At 35.7% G+C, this 18,299-nt stretch carries 22 protein-coding genes; 14 read left to right on the forward strand and 8 right to left on the reverse strand.

Annotation, left to right across the window (positions count from 1 at the left end; all coding sequences use genetic code 11):
* Positions 1 to 42 precede the first annotated feature (42 nt).
* Positions 43 to 318, reverse strand: a complete 276-nt coding sequence (locus EA772_RS19940; protein WP_124914674.1) for a hypothetical protein — start codon at positions 316 to 318, stop codon at positions 43 to 45.
* A 184-nt stretch (positions 319 to 502) separates the two neighbouring features.
* Positions 503 to 910, reverse strand: a complete 408-nt coding sequence (gene mce / locus EA772_RS19945; RefSeq protein ID WP_124914675.1) for a methylmalonyl-CoA epimerase — start codon at positions 908 to 910, stop codon at positions 503 to 505.
* 119 nt (positions 911 to 1,029) lie between these two features.
* Here mce and EA772_RS19950 point away from each other — a divergent pair, with 119 nt between their 5' ends.
* The 4 genes from EA772_RS19950 (at position 1,030) to EA772_RS19965 (ending at position 5,356) form a co-directional block, all read left to right on the forward strand.
* On the forward strand, positions 1,030 to 2,241 hold the full coding sequence (locus EA772_RS19950; RefSeq protein ID WP_010602053.1) for an IscS subfamily cysteine desulfurase: 1,212 nt from the start codon (positions 1,030 to 1,032) through the stop codon (positions 2,239 to 2,241).
* Positions 2,242 to 2,365: 124 nt separating this feature from the next.
* Entirely contained in the window at positions 2,366 to 2,779 is a 414-nt protein-coding gene (gene iscU, locus EA772_RS19955) for a Fe-S cluster assembly scaffold IscU (protein ID WP_010602054.1), read from the forward strand.
* Between the two features lie 83 nt (positions 2,780 to 2,862).
* A complete protein-coding gene (locus EA772_RS19960; RefSeq protein ID WP_010602055.1) occupies positions 2,863 to 3,189 on the forward strand; it encodes an iron-sulfur cluster assembly accessory protein in 327 nt (108 codons plus the stop codon).
* Positions 3,190 to 3,439: 250 nt separating this feature from the next.
* On the forward strand, positions 3,440 to 5,356 hold the full coding sequence (locus tag EA772_RS19965) for a long-chain fatty acid--CoA ligase (protein ID WP_124914676.1): 1,917 nt from the start codon (positions 3,440 to 3,442) through the stop codon (positions 5,354 to 5,356).
* 51 nt (positions 5,357 to 5,407) lie between these two features.
* On the opposite strand, the gene EA772_RS19970 is transcribed toward EA772_RS19965, so the two are convergent.
* Positions 5,408 to 5,728 (reverse strand): hypothetical protein, encoded by a 321-nt coding sequence (locus tag EA772_RS19970; RefSeq protein ID WP_124914677.1) that lies wholly within the window; start codon positions 5,726 to 5,728, stop codon positions 5,408 to 5,410.
* A gap of 342 nt (positions 5,729 to 6,070) precedes the next feature.
* On the opposite strand from EA772_RS19970, the gene EA772_RS19975 reads away from it, so the two are divergent.
* From EA772_RS19975 to EA772_RS19985, 3 genes are all read left to right on the forward strand, one after another.
* Complete coding sequence (locus EA772_RS19975; RefSeq protein WP_124914678.1) at positions 6,071 to 6,529, forward strand: MaoC family dehydratase; 459 nt, start codon at positions 6,071 to 6,073, stop codon at positions 6,527 to 6,529.
* A gap of 128 nt (positions 6,530 to 6,657) precedes the next feature.
* A complete protein-coding gene (lysS, locus tag EA772_RS19980; protein ID WP_124914679.1) occupies positions 6,658 to 8,367 on the forward strand; it encodes a lysine--tRNA ligase in 1,710 nt (569 codons plus the stop codon).
* A gap of 101 nt (positions 8,368 to 8,468) precedes the next feature.
* Positions 8,469 to 8,681 (forward strand): hypothetical protein, encoded by a 213-nt coding sequence (locus EA772_RS19985; protein WP_010602058.1) that lies wholly within the window; start codon positions 8,469 to 8,471, stop codon positions 8,679 to 8,681.
* A 45-nt stretch (positions 8,682 to 8,726) separates the two neighbouring features.
* Here EA772_RS19985 and EA772_RS19990 read toward each other — a convergent pair whose 3' ends face one another.
* The 3 genes from EA772_RS19990 to EA772_RS20000 all read right to left on the reverse strand — a co-directional run bounded on the left by EA772_RS19990 (position 8,727) and on the right by EA772_RS20000 (position 11,461).
* Positions 8,727 to 9,281, reverse strand: a complete 555-nt coding sequence (locus tag EA772_RS19990) for a pyridoxamine 5'-phosphate oxidase family protein (RefSeq protein ID WP_010602059.1) — start codon at positions 9,279 to 9,281, stop codon at positions 8,727 to 8,729.
* Positions 9,282 to 9,523: 242 nt separating this feature from the next.
* Entirely contained in the window at positions 9,524 to 10,660 is a 1,137-nt protein-coding gene (locus tag EA772_RS19995) for a sodium:proton antiporter (protein WP_246834000.1), read from the reverse strand.
* A 261-nt stretch (positions 10,661 to 10,921) separates the two neighbouring features.
* Positions 10,922 to 11,461: a DUF2892 domain-containing protein gene (locus EA772_RS20000; RefSeq protein WP_124914680.1), complete on the reverse strand. Its 540-nt coding sequence runs from the start codon at positions 11,459 to 11,461 to the stop codon at positions 10,922 to 10,924.
* A gap of 116 nt (positions 11,462 to 11,577) precedes the next feature.
* On the opposite strand from EA772_RS20000, the gene EA772_RS20005 reads away from it, so the two are divergent.
* From EA772_RS20005 to EA772_RS20020, 4 genes are all read left to right on the forward strand, one after another.
* Entirely contained in the window at positions 11,578 to 12,096 is a 519-nt protein-coding gene (locus EA772_RS20005; protein WP_124914681.1) for a thioredoxin family protein, read from the forward strand.
* 63 nt (positions 12,097 to 12,159) lie between these two features.
* Positions 12,160 to 12,840, forward strand: a complete 681-nt coding sequence (gene ung, locus EA772_RS20010) for a uracil-DNA glycosylase (protein ID WP_124914682.1) — start codon at positions 12,160 to 12,162, stop codon at positions 12,838 to 12,840.
* 1 nt (position 12,841) lies between these two features.
* On the forward strand, positions 12,842 to 13,510 hold the full coding sequence (locus EA772_RS20015; RefSeq protein ID WP_124914683.1) for an alpha/beta fold hydrolase: 669 nt from the start codon (positions 12,842 to 12,844) through the stop codon (positions 13,508 to 13,510).
* A 59-nt stretch (positions 13,511 to 13,569) separates the two neighbouring features.
* Positions 13,570 to 13,980 carry a GxxExxY protein gene (locus EA772_RS20020; RefSeq protein WP_246834001.1) on the forward strand — a complete coding sequence of 137 codons (411 nt, stop codon included), beginning with the start codon at positions 13,570 to 13,572 and terminating at the stop codon, positions 13,978 to 13,980.
* A gap of 37 nt (positions 13,981 to 14,017) precedes the next feature.
* On the opposite strand, the gene EA772_RS20025 is transcribed toward EA772_RS20020, so the two are convergent.
* A complete protein-coding gene (locus EA772_RS20025) occupies positions 14,018 to 14,488 on the reverse strand; it encodes an Lrp/AsnC family transcriptional regulator (RefSeq protein ID WP_010602066.1) in 471 nt (156 codons plus the stop codon).
* A gap of 126 nt (positions 14,489 to 14,614) precedes the next feature.
* On the opposite strand from EA772_RS20025, the gene EA772_RS20030 reads away from it, so the two are divergent.
* The gene (locus tag EA772_RS20030) at positions 14,615 to 15,277 is read left to right on the forward strand and encodes a metal-dependent transcriptional regulator (protein WP_124914685.1); all 663 of its coding nucleotides are present in this window, start codon (positions 14,615 to 14,617) and stop codon (positions 15,275 to 15,277) included.
* Positions 15,264 to 17,126, forward strand: a complete 1,863-nt coding sequence (locus EA772_RS20035; protein WP_124914686.1) for an Nramp family divalent metal transporter — start codon at positions 15,264 to 15,266, stop codon at positions 17,124 to 17,126. The genes EA772_RS20030 and EA772_RS20035 overlap by 14 nt, the downstream gene beginning before the upstream one ends.
* Here EA772_RS20035 and EA772_RS20040 read toward each other — a convergent pair whose 3' ends face one another.
* A complete protein-coding gene (locus EA772_RS20040; RefSeq protein ID WP_010602069.1) occupies positions 17,127 to 17,606 on the reverse strand; it encodes a redoxin domain-containing protein in 480 nt (159 codons plus the stop codon). It lies immediately after the preceding gene.
* Positions 17,607 to 17,822: 216 nt separating this feature from the next.
* Between EA772_RS20040 and smpB the strand changes: the two genes are divergently transcribed.
* Positions 17,823 to 18,272 carry an SsrA-binding protein gene (gene smpB / locus EA772_RS20045; RefSeq protein WP_010603102.1) on the forward strand — a complete coding sequence of 150 codons (450 nt, stop codon included), beginning with the start codon at positions 17,823 to 17,825 and terminating at the stop codon, positions 18,270 to 18,272.
* The last annotated feature ends 27 nt before the right edge of the window (positions 18,273 to 18,299 follow it).

Here is an 18,299-nt window from a genome sequence, read left to right on the forward strand (position 1 = left end):
CCTATTATCGTTTAATTTGATAGAAGACTAAATGAAAAAAAACTACTTGCTATATTTTTTCCAGGTTTCTAATTTAGCCATTTGACGCTCCATGTAACCATCAGCAATTACTTCGGCTGAACTCCTGCCCTGGGCAGTTTCTAATAATTCTTTCAGTTTATATTGATCTACATCTGCTTTGTATAAAATTTGAATTAATTTAGGGAAATCGTTATCGACCAAATAGGCAAACGCATCTATCATGGTTTCACGCAATTGATTGTCTGTGAGGTTTTCGTTGATATCGAAATCTTTGCTTATGATTTTAATAAGTGACACTGAAAGGTATTTTTAGATTATTATTGACCATTTAATTAGAGCTATGAAACACAAAGCTAAGTTAAATAAACCTGATAGAAACGAGCACGGAGTGTAACGAAGTAAAGTGGAAGCAGGACTGCAGAGGCAATGAAAAGCTGAACTGGTCGTTTTCAACAAAAAATTAAGTCAATAAAGTGATCGCCTATAACCATTTAATCTCCTGGCAAAGTTCTACTAATACGCCATGGGTGTTTTTTGGATGAACAAAACAAACCATTTTATTATCGGCTCCTTTTTTCGGCACTTCATTTAACAGCGTGAAACCATTGGCTTTGAGTCGTTCCATTTCTTCCAAAATATTATCTACAGCAAATGCGATGTGATGAATCCCTTCGCCTTTTTTTTCCAAAAACTTCGCTATTGCGCTATCTTCAGATGTAGCTTCTAACAATTCTATTTTATTTTCACCGGTTTTCAAAAATGCAGTACTTACCTGTTCTGACGCTACTATTTCTGTTTTGTAACAGGAGGTATTTAGCAAAATTTCGTAAAGCGGAACAGACTTATTGAGGCTGTTTACGGCAATTCCAATATGTTCTATCTTGTTCATTGTTTTGAAAGGTTGGTTGAATGTAAAAATGCGTGTTTTCTCTATAACCTCATAGCTATTAATTATAATTGTTAGAAAACTTTTTTTGTATCTTTGTGATCATAATTAACAGAATAGAGATGAAACAGCCGATATATTTAGATAATAACGCAACAACACCTTTAGACCCTAGAGTGTTGGAAGCGATGCTACCTTACTTTACTGAAAAATTTGGAAATGCCGCAAGCCGTAATCACGCTTTTGGATGGGTGGCTGAAGAGGGAGTAGATTATGCTCGTGAGCAGGTAGCCAAATTAATCGGCTGTACTGAAAAAGAAGTAATTTTTACATCAGGCGCAACTGAGGCCGATAACCTGGCAATTAAAGGTGTGTTCGAAATGTATAAAGATAAAGGTAACCACATCATTACTGCGGTTACTGAACATAAAGCAGTTTTAGATACTTGTAAACACCTTGAAAAAAATGGTGCAAGAGTAACTTATTTGGGCGTTAAAGAAGATGGTTTAATTGACTTAGCTGAATTAGAAGCTGCAATGACTCCTGAAACGATTTTAGTGTCGATCATGTATGGTAACAACGAGATCGGTGTAATCCAACCTGTAAAAGAAATTTCGGCGATTGCACACAAACATGGTGCTTTATTTATGACTGATGCAACGCAGGCAGTTGGTAAAATTCCGGTTGATGTAAATGCAGATGGAATTGACTTAATGGCTTTTTCAGCGCACAAAATGTATGGTCCGAAAGGCGTTGGTGCACTTTACGTTCGTAGAAAAAACCCAAGAGTTAAAGTAACTTCACAAATGGATGGCGGTGGCCATGAGCGTGGAATGCGTTCTGGTACATTAAACGTTCCTGGCATTGTTGGTTTAGGTAAAGCTTGCGAGCTTTGCCGTTTAGAGATGGAAAGTGAAACTATCCGTTTATCAGCTTTGCGTGATAAGTTAGAGACCACTTTAAACAAAATGGAAGAAAGTTATGTTAATGGTAATACACAACACCGTTTACCACACGTAGCAAATATCTCTTTTAAATATGTTGAGGGAGAAGGTTTAATGATGGCAATGAGTGATTTAGCTGTATCTTCAGGTTCGGCTTGTACCTCGGCTTCGTTAGAACCATCATATGTTTTGAAAAGCTTAGGTTTATCTGATGATTTAGCACACTCTTCTATCCGTTACGGTTTAGGAAGATTCACTACTGAAGAAGAAATTGATCAGGCAATTGCGGTTACTCAAAAAGCAGTTAATCATTTAAGAGAACTTTCTCCACTTTGGGAAATGTTTAAAGAAGGAATTGACTTGAGTAAAATTGAGTGGGCAGAACACTAGTTTAAATTACGATTGTGGATTTAAGGGTTACGATTCTGAAATCTGCAAGCAAATAAAAATATAAAATTTAATAAATTACGGTGAAGGGGCAATCTAAAATCGTAAATCTAAAATCTAAAATATCATGGCATATTCAGAAAAAGTAATTGACCATTACAATAACCCACGTAACGTAGGTACATTAAATAAAGACAGTAAATTTGTAGGTACAGGATTAGTTGGCGCACCTGAGTGTGGTGACGTAATGCGTTTACAAATTGAGGTTAGTGAAGATAATGTAATCACCGATGCTAAATTTAAAACATTTGGTTGTGGTTCGGCGATCGCTTCTTCTTCTTTAGCTACAGAATGGTTAAAAGGAAAAACAATTGATGAGGCTTTATCGATTGATAACATGGATATCGTTGAAGAATTGGCTTTACCTCCAGTAAAAATTCACTGCTCGGTGTTAGCAGAAGATGCAATTAAATCGGCCATTAACGATTATCGCGTAAAAAATGGTTTAGAAGCAATTGTATTAGAGAAATCGCATCACTAAACAGAATTTAGATTTTAGATTAACGAATTACGATTTGCTATTCGTTTAAATCTAAAATCGGAAATCTAAAATCGGAAATCAATATGATTACTATAACAGATAAAGCAAAAGAAAAAATCGTTCATTTAATGCAGGATTCAGAGATGGGTGCTGATTACTTCTTACGTGTTTCTGTAAAAGGTGGCGGTTGTTCTGGATTATCTTATAACTTAGACTTTGATAATGAAGAGCAAAAAGGCGATCAGTTTTTTGAAGATAGAGGAATCAGAATCGCATTGGATATGAAATCTTTCCTGTATTTGGCAGGAACTGAGTTGGATTTTACGGATGGATTAAATGGTAAAGGTTTTAACTTCATCAATCCAAACGCCAGTCGCAGTTGTGGTTGCGGTGAAAGTTTCTCCGTTTAAAAATTATTTTATAAATATTTCAAAGACCCCGATTTCGGGGTCTTTTTTTGTTTGAGCTTTTTCCTTTCAGGAAAAATGCTGTTTTAGTAGCTTTAAATAATTTCTAAGTTTTGATATGAAAGTGACTCTCAATTATCCAAAACCTGCGGTGGATAGTTCATTTTTTAAATCAGCTAGCACACATCAATTTGCGTTTTTAAACCAAAAAGCATTATTATTGTTAATTATAACGAACACCAAATAAAAAGCAATGCCACTAATTAACGAATTTTCAACCGTCCCTACCTTGTTGAGAAATGTTGTAAAAAACATTCACAAGCCTGAAGAAACTTTTTTGATTCATAAACAAGGTTCAGAATGGGCAGAGATTTCATTTGAAGATACGCTAAAAAGAGCAGATGCTGTTTCGGCATTTTTTCTGGAAAAAGGAATTAAAAAAGGAGACCGGTTAGGTTTAATGATCGAAAATTCTCCTGAATATGTATATTATGATCAAGGCATTCAGCAAATTGGTGTTATTAATGTTTCCATATATCCCACTTTATCAGAACAAGAGGTAGCATATATTATTAATGATTCAGGTATAAAGGGAATTCTTGTTGGAAACAATTTTTTATACAGAAAGGTACTTAAGGTTGCATCAAGCTGTAAAGAACTGAAATATATCATCCCCGCTTTTAAAGATTTTGAAAAAGTAAATGTTCCTGCAGTTTTAGATATTGAAATTATCGCCTTCGCTGACATATTAGCACTTAAGCATCAGGTTACTGCTGCTGAACGGGCGGAAATTGATCAATGCAGAAGCTTGGTTGAGCCAAACGATGTATCATCATTAATTTACACTTCTGGCACAACGGGTACGCCGAAGGGTGTAATGCTTACACACCGGAATTTTGTAAAAAATGTAGAAGTTTGTTTACAACAAATTCCTGTAATAGATGAAACCGAAACTTTCTTATCATTCTTGCCTTTATCGCATGTATTTGAGCGTACCGCAACCTACCATGTTTGCTGTGCACAGGGCTGTAAAATAGCATTTGCGCAAAGTTTAGAATTATTAGCTAAGAATATGGGGGAAGTTCGCCCAACAGTGATGAGCTGCGTACCGCGATTGTTAGAGCGCATTCACGATAAAGCCATAAAATCGGGAACTGCCGGTGGCGGAACTAAAGCCAAAATATTTACCTGGGCTTTAGAAACCGGAAATAAATATCGTATTGCAAAAGAAGCAGGTGAAAACCCAGGCTTAATTTTAGGAATAAAAAAAGCCGTTGCCGAAAAACTGGTGTTCAGCAAAATTAAAGAGAAAACCGGTGGCCGTTTAAAGTTTATGATTTCCGGCGGAGCAGCTTTGCCTAAAAATGTTGGTGAGTTTTTTGGCGACTTAGGCATTAAAATCCTTGAAGGCTTTGGCTTAACGGAAACCTCTCCGGTAATGTCGGTTACGGAATACCACAGGCAAGTTTACGGAACAGTTGGACGCGTTATCCCTGGAATCGAAGTTGGAATACAAGATGTTGAAAGCAAAGAAATCATCAATATTCAAACACATGATACTTTTAATGAGGAATTTGAATGCGTTGAAGGTGAAGTGATTGTTCGCGGACATTGTGTAATGAAAGGTTATTTTAACAAACCTACTGAAACTGCTGAAGCTATTGACAAAGATATGTGGTTTCATACCGGAGATATTGGCCGCTTTTACAAAGGCAACCTCCAAATCACTGATCGTTTAAAAAACATGATTGTGAATGCCTACGGCAAAAATGTGTATCCAACACCGGTAGAAAATATTTACTTAAAAAGTCCGAAAATAGATCAACTATTTTTAATTGGCGATAAACGTGAATTTATCACTGCAATCATTATTCCCAACAGAGAAACATTAGAAGAGACTTTCAAACTCAAACCATCTTTTTTTGAAAATACAGACCCTTTTATCCGTGAGCAGGAAATTATCCATTGGATAGAACAAGACATCAAAAGAATTTCTAACGAACTGGCCAAGTTCGAGCGCATCAAAAACTTTAAAATTAAACGTAATCCATTCAGCATTGATGAAGGAGAAATCACGCCAACCATGAAAGTTAAGCGGAGAATCGTAGAAAAGAAGTATGCTGATGCGATTAACGAAATGTATGAAGAAGGTGTTGAGGCGGAATCTTAATGTCGTTCCTAATTATAATCAGAAAATATTTACATAAATCATTTCTTGTGCCTATCTTTTCTTCCTAGTATTTCCGTAATCAATCTGAAGATTTTTAAAGGCCTGAACTAAAAGATCATATTGCGATTCATCAGTTGATAAATATGGAATTTCAACACATTCTGTTAACATAAAAAACCAATCCTGGCTTTTCTTTATTCTCCAGGAGTAGCTATACTTAACAGATTTACTGGGAAAATTTAACCGAATTATGCGCATCGGATTTGACCGAATCTCTGAAACCTTTTCAAAAGATAAAATATCAGCAGGATTGAATTGATAGAGTACTCCACGGGTATCATTAGCATTATCTGATCCATAAAACCCTAACATCACGCGATCTTTCCGAGATACAAATCTTATATAATTAAATGGGGAGCGGTTTTCGATATTAGTAAACTTTATGTTCAAACCCCGATTAAGGATTGTATTGATATAAGAAGTTATTTCTTTCCGACTGCCAGATTGTGCGTAAATATTAAGCGATAGAATTGATAGGCATACAAGTATCAATTTAGATTTCATGTTCAATAATATAAATAAAACCACTCAAAAGTTAAATTTTCTTTAAATTCTTTAAAATTTAGTTACCTTCCAACTGTCAGAATTAAGTCAAGTATAAAAATTCGGCGATAAATTAGCTTTCATAAACGGAGCAAGGCTGGGATTAAGCTTATGGTAATAATTAATAGTTTTGAAGAGTACAAATCATATTTGGACAAAGAAATTGGTGCCTCTCAATGGCATAAAATCAATCAGGAGCAAATAGACAAATTTGCAGAAGCCACATTAGACTTTCAATGGATTCATTGCGATCAGGAGAAAGCCAAGTCTACTGGCCCTTTCGGATCGACCATAGCTCATGGTTATCTAACCTTATCGCTTATCCCCTATTTATGGAAACAAATTGCCGACATCCAAAATGTTAAGATGGAAGTAAATTATGGGATTGAGAGGTTTAAATTTAACAAACCGGTATTGGTAGATGATGAGGTTCAGTTACGGGCGAAATTAATTGCAATTTCTGATTTAAGAGGCATTACAAAAGTGGTGATTGAAGCTAATCTTGACATTAAAGGACAAACGAAAACTGCTTACACAGGGAATGTAGTTTTTCTTTATCACTTTAAATAAGCGGCTTTTAAAGTTTTACCTAAATGTCAAACATATTACTTAACCATATCCTCTTACTCGGCTAAAGAGTACAAAATACTATTATTAAACCTCTTGCAAAATTCTTACTTTTGCAAAAAATACCTGAAATGAGTATAGGATTATCAGAACAAGAAATATTACGACGTGAGTCGCTAAAACAATTACGCGAATTAGGCATTGAGCCTTATCCTGCAGAATCATATGAAGTAAATGTAAGTGCTGCAGATATTTTAGAAAACTACGAAAAGGATAAAACGGCTTATAAAACGGTAAGTTTAGCTGGTCGTATCATGGGTAGAAATATCATGGGCGCTGCGTCCTTTGCTGAAATTCAGGATTCTACTGCTCGTATTCAGGTTTATTTAAAAAGAGATGAGCTTTGTCCAGGCGACGACAAAACATTATATAATACTGTATTTAAAAAACTTTTAGATATTGGTGACTTCATCGGCATCAAAGGTTATGTTTTCACAACTCAAACCGGCGAAATTTCTATTCACGTTACGGAATTTAAAGTTTTAGCAAAATCTCTTCGTCCGCTTCCAATTGTTAAACGTGATGATGAAGGAAATGTATATGATGGGTTTACTAATCCGGAATTGCGTTACAGAATGCGTTATGTAGATTTAACGGTTAACCCAGATTACAAACAAATCTTCATCAAACGCAGTAAAGTAATTAACAGTATGCGTAATTACTTTGATAACCAGGGCTGGATGGAAGTTGAAACCCCTATCCTTCAACCTATTCACGGTGGTGCAGCCGCTCGTCCGTTTGCTACGCATCATAACACCTTAGATATGCCACTTTATTTGCGTATAGCGAATGAATTGTATTTAAAACGCTTAATTGTTGCTGGTTTCGATGGTGTTTATGAATTCGGTAAAATGTTCCGTAACGAAGGGATGGACCGGACACATAATCCGGAATATACTTCAATGGAGATTTATGTAGCCTATAAAGATTATATCTGGATGATGGCGATGGTGGAAGAATGTTTAGAAAAAGTAGCCATTGCAACCAACGGTTCTGCTGTAGTTAAGGTTGGAGAAAATGAAATTAATTTCGAAGGCCCATACGAAAAATTAACCATGTATGGATCAATTGAAAAATACACCGGAATTGATGTTTCAGCTATGACTGAAGAGGAATTGATTGAAACCTGCAAATCTTTAGGAATTGAAACCGATTCAACGATGGGTCGCGGTAAATTAGTAGATGAAATTTTCAGTGAAAAAGTTGAAGCGAATTTAATTCAGCCGACTTTTATTACAGATTATCCAATCGAAATGACTCCATTGGCAAAAAAACACCGTTCATCAGAAGGTTTGGTAGAACGTTTTGAAATATTTGTGAATGGTAAAGAGATTGGAAATGCATATTCAGAACTGAACGATCCAATCGATCAAAAAGAGCGTTTTGAAGATCAGCTTAAATTAGCTGACCGTGGGGATGCAGAAGCTATGGCAATGGACGATGATTTCGTTCGTGCGCTAGAATATGGTATGCCTCCAACTTCAGGCCTGGGCTTTGGTATTGATAGAATTGTGATGCTAATGACTAATCAAAGCACCATTCAGGAAGTATTGTTCTTCCCGCAGATGCGCCCGGAAAAAAAGAAAATAGAGCTAACAGCTGAAGAAACAGAATTATTTGGGTTGGTAACCGAAGGCGAACAATTACTTTTAACAGACGTAAAAGCAAAACTGTCAGACTGGAGCAATAAAAAATGGGATATCACATTAAAAGCCCTAACAGGAAAGGGAATTTTGAAAGTATCTAAAACAGATGATGGCTTATTTCTGTCACATAAATAGATCGGTTAACAAAAACATAACATAAACTTAAAAGGCTTGCCAACAATTGTTTAGCAAGCCTTTTCTATATTTACGGTAATTGAAAATAAATACAATTACCTATGAATACTTCAAGTTTAGAAATTAACGAAAGAGAATACTGCATCAAATTAAGTAAAGATGCATTTGATTTAACCCTGGTTCGCCAACTGATAAAAAGAATTCAGGCCGAAGCGTTGTTCTTCTCCAGAGCGCAAGTTGAAGAAGATGATATCCTCAGCAAAAGATCTCAAAGAGAAGAACTGGAAGGTTACGACAGTTTGGAAGATAAGTAGGTTAAAAATTACAAATAAATACTATTAACCCTAAACTTTCACTTACTAATCAATATCCAACGTTCCCTCAACAGAATCGTCCATTGTTTTTCCGGTAATCACAGAAGCTGCCATTTTAAGGAAAGCTACGGCAGTACCATTTTTAGTATCCCAATAATAACCTTCGGATGGAATTACCTTAATCAGGGTAATGTTTGGATCTTCCTTGCCACCCTGAAACCAGGTTTTAATAAAAGGGCTCCACAATTCATCAATTTTAGCCTGATCTCTGCTGATTTCCGAAATGCCATAAATATTTACAAATCCCGAATGTGCACCCGCCTGGAAAAGTAAATGCGTAAATGGATCTGAAGAAATCTCATCATTTTTGTGACTATCTTTCATACTCATAAACCAGATATTACCTTCATCATCAACCTGTTGAATAGCCATAGGCCGAACGGATAACGGTACTCCGGTTTTAATATTAGTGCAAAAAAAACAACTTTCTGCTTTCCCTGCTAAATCACGCAGTTTTTCAATGGCGTCATTGCCACCTAAATCCTTAATATTGTCTTCTTCTTGAGTATTGTTAGTACTTCCTTCTTGTGATGTTGCCATAATGTAGATTTTTTAAATACTACAAAAGCAAATCCATTTTGGTTTTAATATTTTGAAAAGCAACCTGCTGCTCATCTAGAAGTCAGCCCTGCTATCACTATTATCTTTTTGTGTCCGTAACTTTAACAATTAATGTTATTGCAACAAAAAGTATAGCCGTTCTATCAGGTTTATGCATTTAAACCTGTGCTTATAAGACACAACGCCGATCAAAAAATATTTGAATGATTTAAAAGTGATCTTTAAACTTCTTCTACAGAAAGTACTCTTTTAGCCAGCTTGCCAACAGTTAGACCCTGAACAATGATAGAGAATACAACAACAAAATAAGTAATTCCGACCAATAAAGGTTTGTATGGGCCTTCATCCATTGATAATACAAGCGCAATAGATACACCGCCACGTAAGCCTCCCCAAACCAGAACTTTTATAGTGCCGCTACTGAACTTATTTTTAAAAGGAATTAGCCTTACCGGAATATAAATCGACAGGAACCGGGAAAAAAGTACAATAAGAATGCAGCAGATTCCAATTAACCAATAATCAGTAATGTTATGGATGATTAATAACTCAAAACCAATGAATAGAAATAAGATGGCATTTAAAATTTCATCAATCAATTCCCAGAATTTATTCAGGTAATCTTTAGTCACAGCCGACATTGCCGTACGTTTACCATAATTTCCAATCACTATCCCTGCCGCTACCATGGTTAGCGGACCAGAAATATGAATGGAATGAGCAATTAGATATCCACCCATTACCACCGATAAAGTAATCAGAACAGAAACTTTGTAATCATCAATTTTCCGCATGGCGTTTGAGGCACCTATACCTAAAAGTGTTCCTAACAAAAAGCCGCCAAGCGCTTCTTTAATGAGTAACCAGGAAATATTGGTAAAACTTAAGTCGATATCACTGCCTTGCGCCAGTTGAAGGATTACAGCGAAAATTACTACCGCTACACCATCATTAAACAGCGATTCGCCCGCAACCTTGGTTTCCAACGATTTTTTAACGTTAGCATCTTTTAAAACACCCATTACTGCAATAGGATCCGTTGGTGAAATTAATGCACCAAATAACAAAGCGTAGATAAAGGGTATCTGAAAGCCAAACAACGGCGTGACGTAAAACAGCAAAGCACCAACCGCAAAAGTTGAAATTACCACACTTACAGTTGAGAATATGATTACTGGTGCCCTTTGTTCTCGCAAATCAACCAGGTTGATATGAATGGCCCCCGCAAATAATAAAAAATTCAGCATGGCGCCCATCAATACTTCCGTGAAATCAACATCTTGAAGCAGCGTAGAAAAATGATCAAAGGTTTTAGGAAATAAACTGCCTGTAAACACCAAAACGATGGAGCTTAACATGGCAATAATCATGATTCCAATGGGGTAGAAGGAAGTTTTAAATATCGCAGGTTGAGATAAGAAAAAAATGAAGCAAGTACGATGAGAACGGAGAATGAATAATATAATTCCATAAATATTTTAAAGGATCAGTAAATCCCCAAAATACCTAAAAATTTCGACTCGTCTAAATTAAATTTTAGATTATTACTTAGTTACGAAATACGCTTCATAAAAAAAACCGGGATTTCCCGGCTTTCTGGTGTTTCTATTAATTTTATCTTACCTGTAACGAACTTGTTGTTGCTTGTCCATCATTCCCATCTGATCTTTCATTTGTTTGATTTGATCGGCAAGTAGTTTATTTTTATCTGCCTTTTTAGCTTCGGCAAGATACATAGTTGCTTCACGTTTGTTACGTTTTGCCATTGCAATACCCGCTAAACTTAATTTGGCAAGCGCAACATTATGTTCCATTTGCATCCCTAAGTTCAGTGCAGTTTTAAAATATTTTTCTGATTTTAAAGGTGCAGTTCTACTTTCTATTAAACCCACAAGTAAATTATAATAGCCATGCTGCACTTTAATTAACTGTTTCTCGTAATTTGTAATTCTATCTAAATAAGCTTTTGCTTTAGGCATGTTATCTTTTCGAAGAAACCATTGTGCTAAAAGCATGTTCTCATTAAAGAAATAAGTAACCAACACAATTAACCCTAATAAGATGGCCACAATTCCCCAAGGCCAGAAACCGAAAACAAATAAAGCAACTGCGCCACCCAGTAAAACAAACCCCGCAATTAATCTGATAATATTTGGCATAAAAATTTATTCTAATTATTTTTTTTTGCAAATATCGTTTTTAAATGGCAGAAATTAGATTTTAAAATAATAATTTCATTAAAAATTTCACAGTTTAAACAATTCATCTAATTAATATGAAAATCCTCTTATCAATTACTTTAATCGCAATCGCCATGAATGTTTCTGCACAAGAAGTAAATAAAAAAATCCACGATCAGGCCAGAAATAAAGATGTTCTTATTAACGTTTGTACCAGAGAGGGCATTACTACTTTTCCGGAATTTAAGGAAATGTATGATCCACTTTATGCAGCTTACGTTCCTGATGCTGCAACAATGATCGAATTAAAAAAACTGGTCAAAAAAGAGAAAATTAAAATTGTATTCGGAACCTGGTGTGGCGATAGCAAAGTGAATGTTCCAAACTTTTTCAAAGTTTTAGATAACCTTCAGTTCAAGGAAAAAAATGTTGAAATTATCGCAGTAGATGGCGCAAAAAAAGCGGAAAATGGTATTATTGATGGCTTAAACATTCAACGTGTACCCACATTTATTGTATTTGATAAAAAAGGAAAGGAACTGGGCAGAATTGTGGAACATCCAAAAACAACCCTTGAGGGAGACCTGTTAGCCATTTACCAAAAGAAATCGTAAACATTTTTTTATGCTCATTAGTTAATAGCTAATACATAAACTATATCCATAATACAATAAATTATGTCAGCTGCATTAGAACCAGGTTGGTTAGCCGTTTTAGAAGACGAATTCGAGAAAGATTATATGAAAAGCCTAAAGGCTTTTCTTCAGGAAGAGAAGCAGAACGGCACCACGGTTTACCCGAAAGGCGCTGATATTTTTAATGCACTAAATACTACACCTTTTGATCAGGTTAAAGTTGTTATTCTTGGTCAAGATCCATACCATGGTGCTGGTCAGGCACATGGCTTATCCTTTTCAGTTCAGCGTGGTGTAGCAGTACCTCCATCTTTAAAGAATATTTATAAAGAATTGGAAACAGACATTGAAGGTTTTATAACGCCAAGCCATGGCCATCTAACATATTGGGCTGAACAAGGTGTGCTGCTTTTGAATGCTACATTAACTGTTCGTGCTTCAGAAGCAGCATCGCATCAAAACCGTGGGTGGGAGGTTTTCACCGATGAAATTATTAAAGCCTTATCTATCAAAAGGGAGCATCTGGTATTCTTGCTATGGGGAAAGTATGCACAACAAAAAGCGGCATTAATCGATCAGAAAAAGCATTATGTATTAACCGCGGCACACCCATCTCCATTTTCAGCATACAATGGTTTCTTTGGATCAAAACATTTCTCCAAAGCTAATCAGTTGTTGATCCAGAATAACCTTGCGCCTATCGACTGGAATTTGCCAGCTTAAGATGAAAGCTTATTTTATTAGCGGCTTAGGCGCTGACAAAAGGATATTTTCGAGATTGAAACTTGATCCTCAAATGGAAGTCATTAACATCGAATGGATCGCCCCTATCAAAAATGAATCGCTAAGCAATTACGCTAAAAGGTTGAGTTCTATAATGGATGTTTCGCATGATTTTATAATTGTAGGTGTTTCTTTCGGGGGAATGATTGCAGTGGAAATCTCTAAACTTTTAAAGCCTTGTTCTACCATTATCATATCTAGTACAATATACAGCCAGGATTTACCCTTGCTTTATCGCTTTGCTGGTAAACTTCAGTTAGTCAAATTAATTCCTTCCTGGTTGATCAAATCATCAAATTGGCTTACCCAAAATTTCTTTTTTGGAACAAAATCAAGTAGTGAAAAGCAATTACTCAGCAAAATTATAGCTGATACTGATTCTGGATTTTTAAAGTGGGCTATCATTAGTATTTTGAGCTGGAGAAATAGCGTTAGGCCAGATAATTTATACCACATTCATGGCACAAATGATAGAATTTTATACTCAAAATCAGCTAAGCCCGATTTCGTGATCGAAAATGGAACACATTTTATGGTTTATCAAAATGCAGGAGAAATCTCAGGAATTATTAATAACTTACATTTAAATTTACCATCTAAGACATCCTAGAACATCTTAGTAAATGTCAAAAAATCATCCCCGATAACATAGCATTTTAGATGATTTTTATGAAAAACAAATCCTTTATTGATAATTTAGAGTATAGAGTTACAGGTGCCTGCATAGAGGTGCACAAAAATCTAGGTCCAGGTCTATTGGAAAGTATATATCATAAATGTCTTACACGAGAACTGCAGCTACAAAATATCCATTATTCTTCAGAACAACCCGTTCTATTCACTTACAAAGATGTACTACTCGATACAGCGTTACGAGCAGATTTATATATTGAAAACTGTCTAATTTTAGAAATAAAATCAGCTGAGAAAATACATCCCATACATGAAGCTCAGATATTAACCTACATGAAACTGCTTAAGGCACCCAAAGGATTGATAATAAATTTTAACTGTACTAATATTGTACAGAATGGGAAAAAATCCTTTGTTAGCGAATTTATGTACAATTATAACAACTGACTAAGATGTTCTATAGTTTCTTAGGTGGTTAAAACAATTAATACTCCAAAGGCACAATAGGCTCTTTTTTCGTAGTCGACATAATCATCATCGTTTGAAAAGTTTTTACCACGGAAATTTTGCTTATTTTCTCCATAATTAAACGTTCATATGATTTTATATCTTTCACATAAACTTTAAGCAAAAAATCTGCCTGACCAGTTACATGATGACATTCAGTAATCTCTTTAATCTGATTAACCTCATCTAAAAAGATTTGAATGGTATTGTTTTTATGAAAATCTAACTGAATTTGGATAAATGTTTTAATTCCTAATCCCAATTTTTCTTCATCTACCAGGGCGTGGTAACTTTTAATGTAACCAGCCATCTCCAATTTACGAACGCGTTCTAATGTAGGCGCTGGCGACAAGCCGATTTCTTGTGATAAAAGCAAGTTGGTAATTCTACCATTCTCTTGTAAGATTCTTAAAATTTTAAAATCAATTTTATCTAATTCTGATGCCATATAAATTCAAAGGTATTGAGAACACAAACATAACCAAATTATATTTTATATTTTAACAAAATTTATCTAATATATTTTAAAGATTTTTTTTTAGATTTACCTAAAAATAAAATTAGATAAATATAAATGCAAAGTTTTACCGAAGAAAACTATCTTAAAATCATCTATCATTTGGCAGAAAGTTCAAACAACGTTCAAACTAACGCCATAGCGGAGCAAATGCAAACCAAACCCGCCTCGGTCACAGATATGATTAAAAAGCTTGCAGAAAAAGGCTATGTAGATTACGTAAAATATCAAGGCGTAACGCTAACAGAAAAAGGAAAAAATGCTGCTATAGATATTGTGCGTAAACATAGGCTTTGGGAAGTTTTTTTGGTAGATAAGCTCAACTTTAAATGGGATGAAGTTCATGATGTTGCGGAAGAATTGGAACACATTAAATCAGAAACATTGATTGAAAGATTAGACGAGTTTTTGGGCTTTCCTAAATCAGATCCCCACGGCGATCCGATACCGGATAAAAACGGGCGGTTTGCAAAAACGCATTTTACTAAACTAATTGATCTAAAAGTTGGCGACGGGGGAACGATAACCGGAGTAAGCCAACACAGTTCTGCTTTTCTGAAACTCTTAGAAAAATTAGGTTTAACGCTTGGCAAACAAATTCAAGTAAATGATGTTACGGATTTCGATGGTTCAGTAGAAATTCTGATAGCCGATAAACAGATTAATATTAGTAGAGAAGTTGCAAAGCACATTTTAATTAGCAGTAATGGCAAAAACTGAATCGTTAAGTGAAGTACATCAAAGTGTAAGTACCGATAAGCGAAAAGGCTGGAGAAGGATTTTGGCATTTATCGGACCGGCGTACTTAATTAGTGTTGGTTATATGGACCCGGGAAACTGGGCAACAGATTTAGCAGGTGGCAGTAAATTTGGTTATCAGTTGATTTGGGTGCTACTCATGTCAAATTTGATTGCGCTGTTACTACAATCACTTAGCGCCAGATTGGGAATTGTAAGAGGATTGGATTTAGCGCAGGCCTCTAAACACGCCTACCCTCGTTGGGCAAACATCCCTCTTTTTGGCTTGGCGCAAACGGCAATCATCGCCTGCGATTTAGCCGAAATCATCGGTATGGCAATTGGTTTGCAATTGCTTTTCGGCCTTCCATTAATTTGGGGCATTTCAATTACCATTTTTGATACCATCTTGCTTCTTTTCCTGCTGAATAAAGGCATGAGAGCGATGGAAGGTTTTATCGTTTCGATGGTTTTCATCGTCGGATTATCTTTTCTTGTGGAAATGTTTATTGTTGAGCCTTCGCTAAAGGAGGTTGTTAAGGGTTTCGAACCTTCAGTTTTAGGTGGCGATGCCCTATATATCGCGATCGGAATTATTGGAGCAACAGTAATGCCTCATAACCTCTACCTGCATTCATCATTGGTGCAAACCAGAAAGATAGAGCGTACGAACAAGGGAATTAAAGAAGCTTTAAAATTTAACCTGATTGATACCACTGTCGCCTTAAATCTCGCCTTCTTTGTGAATGCTGCAATTTTGATTTTAGCTGCAGCAGCATTTTATAAAAATGGATTGCATGAAGTTGCAGAAATTCAGGATGCCCATAAACTACTTTCTAATATTTTCGGTGATGTTGCTCCTGCCCTGTTTGCTATCGCACTAATTGCTGCCGGACAAAGTTCTACCGTTACCGGTACCTTAGCAGGACAAATCATTATGGAAGGGCATATCAATTTAAGAATACAACCTTGGTTACGTAGATTAATTACCCGCCTATTGGCCATTATCCCTGCATTTTTCACCATCCTTCATTACGGCGATGACGCATTAGGGGGCTTGTTGGTGTTAAGTCAGGTGGTGTTAAGTTTGCAGTTGGGCTTCGCCGTGATTCCACTAATCCATTTCAATTCAGATAAAAAACTGATGAAAGACTTCGCCATTAAAACCTGGGTAAAGGTTTTGGCCTGGGCAAGTGCTTTCGCCATTGTTGCACTAAATGTTAAATTGGTGATTGAAGAGATAAGTGGCTGGGCAAAAGATGCCAATACCTGGTGGATTTACGTTTTTGTTTTTCCAGCGTTAATTTTTATTGTTTTCTTATTGCTGTATGTGTTTTTTCACCCGGTGATTGAGAAAAAGAATCGTGAACGTCAAATGGTTCCACATGGAAATGCTTTGGATATTGGGAAAATTGAGAAGATCAGCTACTCGAAAATTGGTATCGCTGTTGATTTCTCTAAAAATGACCGAAACACCATTCGCCATGCTTTAATTCAAGGAGGAAAAGACGCACATTATTTTTTAATCCATGTGGTCGAAACTGCTGCTGCCCGTTATCACGGAAACGACGTAATGGATCATGAAACGCAGAGCGATCGCGAAAACCTGGAAAAATACAGAACAAATCTTGAAGACCTGGGCTATGATTCTACTCCTTTCATAGGCTTTGGAAGTACAGCAAAGTCAATAGCAGAAATTAGTAACAAGAACAACCTTGAACTGTTGGTAATGGGCGCTCACGGTCACAAGGGCCTCAAAGATTTAATTTTTGGTACAACAGTAGATTCTGTTAGACACAAGGTAGATATACCGGTTTTAATTATCAGGTAATTATTTTTTCAAGGCTGGCATTAGCTTTTTAATTCCACCATCACCAGCGTTATAAACCAAAAGTTTTCCGGCAGGAGAATACAGGTACATCGCCGGATACATTTTCGGCAAAAACGAAGGAATAAAAAGCTGATTTTTATCTTGCAAAACCGTAACGTTAGGCTTAGTATTTAATCCTTTTGCATAAGTATTAAAAAATTGTGGAATGATATAAGCCTCATCCAGAGTGATCATATAAATATTTACATCCTTAAACTGGGCGTAGTTGGTATTCAGCAATTTAGTTTCTCGTTGACAATGCTCGCAAGTACAATCAAAAAGGATAAAAAGATTTTTTTTACCAGGAACCAAATTTTTATTAGAAAATGCTTTACCATCTAATTTAAAAAAGGTGAACTGTGGCAATATCGTAGGTTGTTGAGCTTTTAACTGTAGGGAAACAAATAGCGATAACACTAAAATGAGGATTCTGAACTTCATATTTACTTTTAAAAAATCAAACTTAAATAATAATTTTCACCCAATTGATAATTCATTTAGCTTTTACAAACAGATGAACTTTTTATTTGTTGACAATACCTGATGCTGAAATAAAGAAAAACAAAATTATAACATCAAATTTTAAGATATTTGCAGCCCAGCATTTTTGCTGAATTAGATCACGTAGATTCTATCTACCAATAACATACTTCAATTTTGAAAAACGATATCAATATAAAAAACAAGAGAGCATATTTTGATTACAATTTACTAGATAAATATGTAGCAGGAATCGCCCTTTTAGGAACAGAAATTAAAGCGATTAGACAGGGAAAGGCTAACATGACAGATGCATTCTGCATGTTTATCGGGGGCATTTTATATGTAAGAAATCTTCATGTTTCAGAGTATAGCCACAGTTCGTTTTACCATCATGATATTAAAAGAGACCGAGCTTTATTACTTCAAAAGAAAGAACTTAGAAAATTACGTTTAAAAGGTGAAGAGAAAGGCTACACCATTGTGCCATTAAGAATTTTCATTAATGAACGTGGATTTGCAAAAATGGAAATTGCCCTTGCTCAGGGTAAAAAAGAGTTCGACAAACGGGATAGTATTAAAGATAGAGATACTAAACGCGAATTGGATCGTGCGATGAAAAGGTAGTGTAGTCTCCATTTTAAGATTTTAACT

Origin of the sequence: Pedobacter sp. G11, assembly GCF_003860265.1 — a bacterium.
Taxonomy (GTDB): domain Bacteria; phylum Bacteroidota; class Bacteroidia; order Sphingobacteriales; family Sphingobacteriaceae; genus Pedobacter; species Pedobacter agri.

Bases quoted from the DNA above. Each gene is read 5' to 3' on its own strand.
- mce (WP_124914675.1), bottom strand. From the start codon at position 910: ATGAACAAGATAGAACATATTGGAATTGCCGTAAACAGCCTCAATAAG.
- EA772_RS19950 (WP_010602053.1), top strand. From the start codon at position 1,030: ATGAAACAGCCGATATATTTAGATAATAACGCAACAACACCTTTAGAC.
- iscU (WP_010602054.1), top strand. From the start codon at position 2,366: ATGGCATATTCAGAAAAAGTAATTGACCATTACAATAACCCACGTAAC.
- EA772_RS19960 (WP_010602055.1), top strand. From the start codon at position 2,863: ATGATTACTATAACAGATAAAGCAAAAGAAAAAATCGTTCATTTAATG.
- EA772_RS19965 (WP_124914676.1), top strand. From the start codon at position 3,440: ATGCCACTAATTAACGAATTTTCAACCGTCCCTACCTTGTTGAGAAAT.
- EA772_RS19970 (WP_124914677.1), bottom strand. From the start codon at position 5,728: ATGTTAGGGTTTTATGGATCAGATAATGCTAATGATACCCGTGGAGTA.
- EA772_RS19975 (WP_124914678.1), top strand. From the start codon at position 6,071: ATGGTAATAATTAATAGTTTTGAAGAGTACAAATCATATTTGGACAAA.
- lysS (WP_124914679.1), top strand. From the start codon at position 6,658: ATGAGTATAGGATTATCAGAACAAGAAATATTACGACGTGAGTCGCTA.
- EA772_RS19985 (WP_010602058.1), top strand. From the start codon at position 8,469: ATGAATACTTCAAGTTTAGAAATTAACGAAAGAGAATACTGCATCAAA.
- EA772_RS19990 (WP_010602059.1), bottom strand. From the start codon at position 9,281: ATGGCAACATCACAAGAAGGAAGTACTAACAATACTCAAGAAGAAGAC.
- EA772_RS19995 (WP_246834000.1), bottom strand. From the start codon at position 10,660: ATGTTAAGCTCCATCGTTTTGGTGTTTACAGGCAGTTTATTTCCTAAA.
- EA772_RS20000 (WP_124914680.1), bottom strand. From the start codon at position 11,461: ATGCCAAATATTATCAGATTAATTGCGGGGTTTGTTTTACTGGGTGGC.
- EA772_RS20005 (WP_124914681.1), top strand. From the start codon at position 11,578: ATGAAAATCCTCTTATCAATTACTTTAATCGCAATCGCCATGAATGTT.
- ung (WP_124914682.1), top strand. From the start codon at position 12,160: ATGTCAGCTGCATTAGAACCAGGTTGGTTAGCCGTTTTAGAAGACGAA.
- EA772_RS20015 (WP_124914683.1), top strand. From the start codon at position 12,842: ATGAAAGCTTATTTTATTAGCGGCTTAGGCGCTGACAAAAGGATATTT.
- EA772_RS20020 (WP_246834001.1), top strand. From the start codon at position 13,570: ATGAAAAACAAATCCTTTATTGATAATTTAGAGTATAGAGTTACAGGT.
- EA772_RS20025 (WP_010602066.1), bottom strand. From the start codon at position 14,488: ATGGCATCAGAATTAGATAAAATTGATTTTAAAATTTTAAGAATCTTA.
- EA772_RS20030 (WP_124914685.1), top strand. From the start codon at position 14,615: ATGCAAAGTTTTACCGAAGAAAACTATCTTAAAATCATCTATCATTTG.
- EA772_RS20035 (WP_124914686.1), top strand. From the start codon at position 15,264: ATGGCAAAAACTGAATCGTTAAGTGAAGTACATCAAAGTGTAAGTACC.
- EA772_RS20040 (WP_010602069.1), bottom strand. From the start codon at position 17,606: ATGAAGTTCAGAATCCTCATTTTAGTGTTATCGCTATTTGTTTCCCTA.